5 protein-coding genes are annotated in these 7,308 nt (G+C 64.4%); 4 read left to right on the top strand and 1 reads right to left on the bottom strand.

All coding sequences use genetic code 11. The features are described from left to right. Positions 1 to 497: 497 nt before the first annotated feature. The 4 genes from D7Y13_RS35195 (at position 498) to D7Y13_RS35180 (ending at position 6,535) form a co-directional block, all read left to right on the top strand. Entirely contained in the window at positions 498 to 2,561 is a 2,064-nt protein-coding gene (locus D7Y13_RS35195) for a PrkA family serine protein kinase (RefSeq protein ID WP_120537663.1), read from the top strand. 30 nt (positions 2,562 to 2,591) lie between these two features. Next, entirely contained in the window at positions 2,592 to 3,701 is a 1,110-nt protein-coding gene (locus D7Y13_RS35190; RefSeq protein ID WP_120537664.1) for a DUF444 family protein, read from the top strand. 50 nt (positions 3,702 to 3,751) lie between these two features. Then, entirely contained in the window at positions 3,752 to 5,245 is a 1,494-nt protein-coding gene (locus tag D7Y13_RS35185) for a SpoVR family protein (RefSeq protein WP_120537665.1), read from the top strand. A gap of 99 nt (positions 5,246 to 5,344) precedes the next feature. After that, complete coding sequence (locus D7Y13_RS35180; protein ID WP_199732967.1) at positions 5,345 to 6,535, top strand: peptidoglycan DD-metalloendopeptidase family protein; 1,191 nt, start codon at positions 5,345 to 5,347, stop codon at positions 6,533 to 6,535. Positions 6,536 to 6,601: 66 nt separating this feature from the next. Here the strand turns inward: D7Y13_RS35180 and D7Y13_RS35175 are convergent, their stop codons facing one another. Beyond that, on the bottom strand, positions 6,602 to 7,186 hold the full coding sequence (locus D7Y13_RS35175; RefSeq protein ID WP_120585859.1) for a DUF2378 family protein: 585 nt from the start codon (positions 7,184 to 7,186) through the stop codon (positions 6,602 to 6,604). Between the last annotated feature and the right edge of the window lie 122 nt (positions 7,187 to 7,308).

Below are 7,308 nucleotides of genomic sequence, written 5' to 3'. Positions count from 1 at the left end.
GCCGCTCCCCCACCGCGAAACCCCTTCCCCGGGCAGCGCGGGATTCGCGCTGTTACGCACCCTTCCGGGCGGGACGGAATGCAGCACGGGCCATCACGCCGACATGTGGAGCGGACGGAGACGCCGCCCCACAGTGGGGGTTCCCCTGGACGGGGTGTCCTCCAGCAGGGACCCAATCGTCGGGAAGTGCGCGGTTGGGCGCGGTGGGACCGGACACATCGCACCGGGGGGGCTCCTCCCAGCGTGGGCCAGGGTCCTTATAATCGAAGTGCCTTTTCACCCCGTGAAGGAGAGCGCTTTTCTCTCCGACACGAGCTGACGCGCGGTCCCACTCCGCGGCGGGGTCCCGAAGGGGCGAGAGCTTCGCGATTGTCGTCGCCTGGGACCTCATCGGGGTGGGTGTGGAATGGCCTTCCAGCCCTCCAGGTTCACCATGTTGGCTTCTCCGAAGAGGACGCGACCGTTCGCGTCCCTCCGGGTGGCCTCGAGGGAGAGACATGAAGGACGCTGAGAAGGGCTCGTGGGTCTCCAGAATCGCCGCGTTCCAGGACGTGAAGACCTACGCGGAACTCAATTGGGACGGCTCGTTCGAGGACTACCTCGAAATCGTCCGCAAGAACCCCAAGGTCACCCGCACCGCCTTCCAGAGGATCTACGACATGATCCTCAGTCACGGAAAGTCGGAGTACATCGACAACAAGAAGAAGCTGACGCGCTACCACTTCTTCAGTGACGAGCGCTTCGGCGGCCGTGACGCCATCTTCGGCCTGGACGTCCCGCTGATGAAGCTGGTGAACGTCTTCAAGTCCGCCGCCCAGGGCTACGGCACGGAGAAGCGCGTCATCCTCCTGCACGGGCCCGTGGGGTCGTCCAAGTCCACCATCGCCCGCCTGCTCAAGAAGGGCATGGAGGAATACTCCAAGGTCCCGGAGGGCGCCGCCTACACCTTCTCCTGGCTCACCGACAAGAAGCAGCCTGACGGCACGGTGACGAAGGAGAAGATGAAGTGCCCCATGAATGAGGAGCCGCTCAACCTCATCCCCAAGGAGTGGCGTCCGAAGATCTTCGCGGAGCTGTCCCCGCCGGAGTCCGGCTACACCATCCCCAATGGCTGCGAGCTGTGCCCCGCGTGCCGCTTCGTCTTCAAGGAACTCATGACCGAATACAAGGGCGACTTCGCCCAGGTCATGAACCACATCCACGTCAACCGGCTCATCTTCAGCGAGAAGGACCGCGTCGGCATCGGCACGTTCCAGCCCAAGGATGAGAAGAACCAGGACTCCACCGAGCTCACCGGCGACATCAACTACCGGAAGATCGCCGAGTACGGCTCCGACTCCGACCCGCGCGCCTTCAACTTCGACGGCGAGTTCAACATCGCCAACCGCGGCGTCATTGAATTCGTCGAAGTGCTCAAGCTGGACGTCGCGTTCCTCTACGACCTGCTCGGCGCGTCGCAGGAGCACAAGATCAAGCCGAAGAAGTTCCCGCAGACGGACATCGACGAAGTCATCATCGGGCACACCAACGAGCCTGAATACAAGAAGCTCGAAAGCAACGAGTTCATGGAGGCGCTGCGTGACCGTACGGTGAAGATCGACATCCCGTACATCACCAAGCTCACGGAGGAGGTGAAGATCTACGAGAAGGACTTCAACTCCCGCGCCATCAAGGGCAAGCACATCGCGCCGCACACGCTGGAGATGGCCGCCATGTGGGCCGTCCTCACGCGCCTGGAGGAGCCCAAGAAGCACAACCTGTCGCTCCTGCAGAAGCTCAAGCTCTACAACGGGAAGACGCTGCCCAACTTCACCGAGGACAACATCAAGGAGCTGCGCAAGGAGAGCGTGCGCGAGGGCCTGGAGGGCATCAGCGCCCGCTACATCCAGGATAAAATCTCCAACGCCCTGGTGAGCGACAAGGGCGAGGGCTGCATCAACCCCTTCATGGTGCTCAACGAGCTGGAAGCCGGCTTGAAGACGCACTCCCTCATCAACAACGAGGACGCGCGCAAGCGGATGAAGGAGCTGCTCACCACGGTGAAGCAGGAGTACGAGGACATCGTCAAGAACGAGGTCCAGCGCGCCATCAGCGCCGACGAGGACGCCATCGGCAAGCTGTGCGGCAACTACATCGACAACATCAAGGCCTTCACCCAGAAGGAGAAGGTCCGCAACAAGTACACCGGCATCTACGAGGTCCCGGACGAGCGCCTCATGCGTTCGATTGAAGAGAAGATCGACATCCCGGAGAGCCGCAAGGACGACTTCCGCGGGGAGATCATGAACTACATCGGCGCGCTCGCCGTGGAGGGCAAGACCTTCAACTACCGGACCAACGAACGGCTGCACAAGGCGCTGGAGCTGAAGCTGTTTGAAGACCAGAAGGACAGCATCAAGCTCAAGAACCTGGTGTCCTCCGTCGTGGACAAGGAGACGCAGGAGAAGATCGATCTGGTGAAGGACCGGATGATGAAGAACTACGGGTACTGCGAGATCTGCTCCACGGACGTCCTCAACTTCGTGGCCAGCATCTTCGCCCGTGGTGACGCGAAGGAGTAACTCCGGACATCACACAGGGGACGTGCCGCCGTGACCTTGAAGATCCACCAGGACCATTCCCGCTTCAAACAGATCGTCCGCGGGAAGATCAAAGCCAACCTGCGCAAGTACGTGCAGAAGGGCGAGATGCTGGGCAAGAAGGGCAAGGATGCCATCAGCATCCCCATCCCCTTCATCGACATCCCGCGCTTCAAGTACGGCCACAAGGAGCAGGGCGGCGTCGGACAGGGAGACGGCGAGGTGGGTCAGCAGCTGGGCCCCGGGGCGGTGGAGCCCGGGGACGGACACCAGGCCGGCCAGGGCGAGGGAGACCACGCCCTGGAGGTGGACGTCACCCTGGAGGAGCTGGCGCAAATCCTGGGTGAGGAGCTCCAACTGCCGCGCATCGAGCGGCGGCAGAGCGAGCGCATCATCACGCAGAAGGTGAAGTACACGGGCGTCAACACCACCGGCCCGGAGTCGCTGCGGCACTTCAAGCGCACCTTCAAGCAGGCTTTGAAGCGGCAGATCGCCACCGGCACCTACAACCCGAAGATGCCGGTCATCATCCCCACGCGCGAGGACCGGCGCTACCGCAGCTACAAGCTGCAGGAGCTGCCGGACACCAACGCGGTCATCATCTACATGATGGACGTGTCGGGTTCGATGGGCGACGAGCAGAAGGAGATCGTCCGCATCGAGAGCTTCTGGCTCGATACGTGGCTCAAGCACCAATACAAGGGCCTGGAGTCGCGCTACATCATCCACGACGCGGTCGCCCGCGAAGTGGACCGCGACACGTTCTTCCACACCCGCGAGTCCGGCGGGACGATGATCTCCAGCGCGTACAAGCTGTGCCGGGAGATCATCCAGGCGGACTACCCGAAGAGCGCGTGGAACATCTACCCGTTCCACTTCAGCGACGGTGACAACTGGAGCGCGGATGACACGCGCCAGTGCATTGAAATGCTGCGCAACGACATCCTCCCGCAGGTGAACCAGTTCGCCTACGGCCAGGTCGAGTCCCCCTACGGCAGCGGGCAGTTCATCAAGGACCTGCGCGAGGCGGTGGGTGACACGAACAACGTGTCGTTGAGCGAGATCGCGGACAAGGACGCCATCTACGCGTCCATCAAGGACTTCCTCGGCAAGGGCCGCTGAAGCGGTCGTCCATTCCCAATCGGAGCAACCTTCAGCGGAGCACCCGTCCGATGCCCAAGAGCCTGACACCCCGCCTCGCGTCGCTGCGGGACGAAATCCACGGCTACGCCAAGGAATTCGGCCTGGATTTCTTCGACACCGTCTTCGAGATGGTCAGCTACGACGAGATGAACATGGTCGCCGCCTATGGCGGCTTCCCCACCCGCTATCCCCACTGGCGCTGGGGCATGGAGTACGAGCAGCTGGCGAAGGGGTACGAGTACGGGCTCTCGAAAATCTACGAGCTCGTCATCAACAACGACCCTTGCTACGCCTACTTGATGGAGAGCAACCCGGAGGTGGACCAGAAGCTGGTCATGTCCCACGTCTACGGGCACTGCGACTTCTTCAAGAACAACTTCTCCTTCCGGCACACCAACCGCCGGATGATTGACGACATGGCCAACCACGCCACCCGCGTCCGGCGCTGGGTGGACAAGATTGGCGTGGAGAAGGTGGAGGACTTCATCGACCGGACGCTGTCGCTGGAGAACCTCATCGACCAGCACGCGCCGCACATCCGCAGAAACCCCGACCCGCAGCGCGCGGAGGAGGAGCTCAAGTCCAACGAGCGCGTGGAGGGCTTCAAGGTCAACCGCGAGTACATGCGCGGCTACATCAACCCTTCGGAGTTCCTGGACTCGCAGCGCAAGCACTCCGAGGACGAGAAGGCGCAGCGCAAGCGCTTTCCGGAGCGCCCCCAGCGGGACGTGCTGTACTTCCTCCTGGAGCACGCGCCGCTGGAGCCGTGGGAGGTGGACATCCTCTCCATCCTGCGCGACGAGGCGTACTACTTCGCGCCGCAGGGCCAGACGAAGATCATGAACGAGGGGTGGGCCAGCTACTGGCACTCCACCATCATGACCCGCAGGGCGCTGCGCGATGATGAGATCATCGACTACGCGGACCACCACTCCGGCACCATGGGCGTGCGCCCCGGCGCCATCAACCCGTACAAGCTGGGCATCGAGCTGTGGCGGGACATCGAGGACCGGTGGAACAAGGGCAAGTTCGGCAAGGAATGGGACGAGTGCGACGACCTGCGCGCCCGCCAGTCCTGGGACAAGAAGCTGGGCGCGGGCCGTGAGAAGATTTTCGAGGTCCGCAAGCACTACAACGACATCACCTTCATCGACACGTTCCTCACCGCCGAGTTCGCCCTCCAGCAGAAGCTGTTCGTGTATGGCTTCAACGAGAAGCGCAACTCGTGGGAAATCCTGGACCGCGAGTTCCGCAAGGTGAAGAACAAGCTGCTCACGTCGCTCACCAACTTCGGGCAGCCCATCATCGAAGTGGTGGACGGCAACTACGAGAACCGCTCGGAGCTGCTGCTCGCGCACAAGCACGACGGACAGGATTTGAAGGGCGACTACGCGCGGGAGACGCTGCGCAACCTCCAGAGCCTGTGGCGCCGGCCGGTGAACATCGTCACGCGCTACGACGGCAAGGGCGCCCTGTTGCGCTTCGACGGGCAGCACCACTCGGAGAAGAAGGTGGAACTGTAGGTCTCCGGGGCACAGGGCAGGAGCAGCCGGGCGGGCAGGCGACGTGAAGCCAGGAGTTGGGCGGAGGTGCAACAGTCCTCTACACTCCTGTCCGCCCTCATGAAGACCGCCTCCCTCCTGTGCCTCGCCGCCCTCGGGGTGGCTTCGACGTCGGAAGCCGCCACCCAGTTCGAAATCAAGAACCGCCGCATCGAGCCGCGCCAGACGCTGGCGGGCGCGCTGCATGAAGCGGCGCTGCCCGACGCGCAGGTGGAAGCGGTCATCGCGGCGCTGGAAGGCGTGTTCGACTTCCGCCGCTCCCGCGTGGGCGACCAGTTCCGGCTGGTGATGCGCAACGGCGAGCTGGACTTCTTCGACTACCGCCAGAGCACCGTGGACGAGTGGCAGGTGCGCCGCGACGGGGAGAAGTACGTCGGCAGCAAGCGCTCCATCGAGGTGGAGAAGCAGGTGTCGCTCGTCTCCCTGGAGATCAGCACGTCCCTCTACGACGCGACGCTGGCGGCCGGCGAGGACCCGTCCATCGGGCTGGTGCTGTCGGACGTGTTCGCGTGGGACATCGACTTCTACCGGGACGTGCGCAAGGGCGACAAGGCGAAGGCCCTGGTGGAGAAGTTCGTCTCCAAGGGCCGCGTGCTGCGCTACGGCGAGGTGCTGGCGGCCACGTATGAAGGCGGGCTTGTCGGCAACAAGCGCGTGTTCCGCTACGTGCTGCCCAACGGCGAGGCGAACTTCTTCCAGGAGGACGGCGCCAGCGCCAAGAAGACCTTCCTCAAGAGCCCGCTGAAGTACGCGCACGTCACCAGCAGCTTCGGGTCGCGCTTCCACCCGGTGCTCCAGTACGTGAAGAACCACAACGGCGTGGACTACGGGACGCCCATTGGCACCCCGGTGTGGGCCGTGGCGGACGGCACCGTGGTGTCGGCGGGCAACGCGGGCGCCGCGGGCAACATGGTCGTCCTGCGCCACTCCAACGGCATGGAGACGCAGTACATGCACCTGTCGCGCTTCGGCGACGGCGTGCGCGCGGGCACCCGCATCCGGCAGAAGCAGGTGATTGCCTATTCGGGCAACACCGGCCGCTCCACCGGCCCGCACCTGCACTTCGGCCTGAAGCGCAACGGCACCTACGCCAACCCGCTCACCCAGAAGTTCCCCCGCGCGGATCCGCTGCCCAAGGAGCTGACCGGGGACTTCCTCGCCAAGGCGCATGACATGGCCCAGCAACTGGACGCGGTCTCCGTGGCCGCCGTCGCGGGCAAGGCCGCGCCTCCGCCGGGCGCCGCGAAGTAGCTGACGCGCGAGCTTCGCCTCCCCCGGGCCCCTCTCCTTCACCGGAGGGCGGGCCCGACGTGTTTCTCAGACCCACTCGATGAGGTACTCGGATTCGCCCAGGGACAGCTCGGTGCCGCGCACCTGGCCCTCGCGCTGGAGGGCGGTGAGGGCCCCGCCGAGGATGCCCTCGTGCACCTGCACCGGCAGCAGGTCGTCCCGGAAGAGCAGCCGCACGCGCTTGTCGCCCAGGGCCTGGTATTCGCGCTGCCCGTAGCTCACCGCGGTGGCGTACGACGTGGGCGCGTTGCTGTAGATGCGCTTGGGGTCGTTGCCCAGGGTGAGGCGCAGCAGCGTGTGGCCCACCGTGGACTCGAAGAAGGTCCCGCAGATGGCGCCGCCACACGCGCGCAGGGCCGCGTCGTGCGTGCCGAACTCCGGCTGGAGCGCCTCCGCCGCGAAGGACAGCAGGCGCAGGAAGTCCACCGCCGGGTAGGAGAAGAAGTCCACCGGGTTGCGCTGCATCAGCGGCGCGCGCAGGCGGTCCGCGGTGTCGCGTCCCAGGTGCGTGCGGATCAGATGCAGGACCGCCGTGAAGCTCAGCCCCCGCACCGTGTCCCCTGGACGGGTCAGGGCGATGCGCGGGTCCAGGTCACTCAGGGGAGAAGCCATTCATTCCCCGTTCTACCCCAATTTCCGGTTTGGACAGGATCCCTGGCGAGCGAGGCCCGCCTGCCCACCCTTTCCCGGGTTCGGCCCACGTCACGGCGGGTCGCGGGGCACCTTCCCTCACT

This window comes from Corallococcus praedator, assembly GCF_003612125.1.
Classification (GTDB): Bacteria; Myxococcota; Myxococcia; order Myxococcales; family Myxococcaceae; genus Corallococcus; species Corallococcus praedator.
Note: the sequence above shows the minus strand (reverse complement) of the source record. Positions and strands in the feature narration are given on the sequence as shown.

Bases quoted from the DNA above. Each gene is read 5' to 3' on its own strand.
- D7Y13_RS35195 (WP_120537663.1), top strand. From the start codon at position 498: ATGAAGGACGCTGAGAAGGGCTCGTGGGTCTCCAGAATCGCCGCGTTC.
- D7Y13_RS35185 (WP_120537665.1), top strand. From the start codon at position 3,752: ATGCCCAAGAGCCTGACACCCCGCCTCGCGTCGCTGCGGGACGAAATC.
- D7Y13_RS35180 (WP_199732967.1), top strand. From the start codon at position 5,345: ATGAAGACCGCCTCCCTCCTGTGCCTCGCCGCCCTCGGGGTGGCTTCG.
- D7Y13_RS35175 (WP_120585859.1), bottom strand. From the start codon at position 7,186: ATGGCTTCTCCCCTGAGTGACCTGGACCCGCGCATCGCCCTGACCCGT.